We start from the raw sequence: 2,008 nt of genomic DNA, 5'->3' as shown, positions 1-2,008 counted from the left end.
CATAACAAACGCTCAAGAGGGACTGTCAACGCGTGGGCGTTTCCAGTCCATTGAGTCCGAGGGTGGTTTCGGTTGTGGTGTTTGAGTTTAGTGTAATGCGTTGCCAGCCCCTTAGGCGGGCGTTATGCTTATTAAGGATGAATATGCGTTATAGATATCTACTATTAGTTTTTCTTCTGTTTCAGAATAGCAATGTGACAGCATCTCAAATATACAAATGTAAAAAGGGAAGTAGTGACGTATTCCAAGATTTCCCTTGCTCTAATGACTTTGACTATGGAATTAGTGATATCGAGACTTTTGATTCTTGGAAATTCGGGATGAACATATTAGCTATGAAGAAGAAAGCAGAAAAAAGGAAAATACCATTGAATCCTGGACAGATATCAATACTTAGTAAGTACAATGATAAGCATGTAAATAGTAACGAGAATGCTAGAATATACACATATAATGATGTTTTTTCCGGTAAAAATATAAAAGTTACATTGTTTTTTACACAGAACACTCAGAAGCTATACAAAATCAATGTTATTTTTATGGTAATGCAGCTGCCCATTGAAGAGAAAAGATACTTTTATGATTCTTTAGTCAACCAACTTTCAGTGAAATATGGTAGTTATATAGAAGCAAGAAACTATCCGTCGACAAGTAATTTTATTTCAAAAGTTATATTAAGAGATTTGGTGGGAACCGAAAAGTTGTGGGGTTTAAATACAGGATTTGTTATTTCACTAATAGGAGATACAGCAATACAGTCTGTGTATGAGCTAAATTATAAATATATCCCCTTGCTCGAACAGAGTCTTGTTGAGGCAGCACAAGATATCCAAGATCGTACAGATAAAGGTTTTGTTGAAAGTGCGGTGAAACTATAAGCATAACAAGCGCCTCAAGAGGGACTGTCAACGCGTGGCGTTTCCAGTCCCATTGAGCCGAAGTGGTTAAGGTTGTTGTGTTTGAGTTTAGTGTTATGCGTTGTCAGCCCCTTAGGCGGGCGTTATGGTTCAATACAGGGAGCTTTGTATGAATATCGAACAAATAGTGAGTTTGGGTAGGCTGATTCCGCTAGTTGAGGTAATAGAAAATAAGTTGTGCCGTGTTGTCAGTGCTGCTGAAATAATCTACGAACTTGGCGATAAGGATGTTGACTATGATTGCCCGAATTCTGTAATTGACGCCCTAAGTGAAGAGTTTATATCTAAGCAGCCTTTTATCATTCAAAAGGTTGTATCTGATGAGCCATTGCTACCTTTAGAATTTCAAAACAGTCTCGAAAAGAAAAAATACCGAGTCAATGGTGAGGTCTGGGTTGTTCATAAAAACGATGTCGACCCATTTCCCTCTTCTCCTCATGCCCATAATTACGACGAAAATATCGTTATGCATTTGGGTAATGGGCGTCTGTATCGTAAACGAGATTATGTGGGTACAGCTAGGACAAAACAGTTTTTAGCGCTTAGAAATCTAATTAATAATGTTGATTTACCACCACTTGAAATTGAACCATAACAAACGCTTCAAGAGGGACAGCCAACGCGTGGCATTTTTACTGTGCGTTGTTTTTCGTGATTACGATGTTATGCGGAAAGTTACTCGTAGCGTTGTCTGCCCCTTAAGCGGGCGTTATGCTTAATCAAGTAAAATCAGTGGTTTATGGTTTTTCTTTATTCCTTGGGCTTTTCAGTTCGGTGTTTGTCGGCAAGTTGGCTTTTTTGAGCGCTGTTTTTCGGACACTTATTCTTTGGAGCTAGAAATTCAGAGAATTGCCTCAATGAATTTTTGGGCTAGTGCGAGGTTAGGGTGGCTGGCTCAATCAGAAATCCATTTTTGGTTTTTAAACTCCAAACCAGATTTGCCAAAATCCGAAGCCTGATTATCAAAACTATGATTCATTTCAGTTTTCTACGTTTTGGTTTTTGTTTGTAAATCAAAGTCGAGTTAATCTTGTTTTAGTAAACGTAACCATTAAGCTTAAGCATAACAAGGCGTTTAAGAGGATTCATGC

At 38.1% G+C, this 2,008-nt stretch carries 2 protein-coding genes; both read left to right on the top strand.

What is annotated here, in order from left to right; all coding sequences use genetic code 11:
• Positions 1-194 precede the first annotated feature (194 nt).
• Positions 195-878, top strand: a complete 684-nt coding sequence (locus tag D908_RS22375) for a hypothetical protein (RefSeq protein ID WP_235047404.1) — start codon at positions 195-197, stop codon at positions 876-878.
• Positions 879-1,026: 148 nt separating this feature from the next.
• Entirely contained in the window at positions 1,027-1,512 is a 486-nt protein-coding gene (locus tag D908_RS00860) for a hypothetical protein (RefSeq protein WP_005527699.1), read from the top strand.
• Positions 1,513-2,008: the final 496 nt, after the last annotated feature.

It is taken from the genome of Vibrio mimicus CAIM 602 (assembly GCF_000338875.1).
GTDB classification, from domain to species: Bacteria; Pseudomonadota; Gammaproteobacteria; order Enterobacterales; family Vibrionaceae; genus Vibrio; species Vibrio mimicus.
The sequence above is the reverse complement of the archived record's forward strand: the minus strand, read 5'-3'. Positions and strand labels throughout refer to the sequence as shown.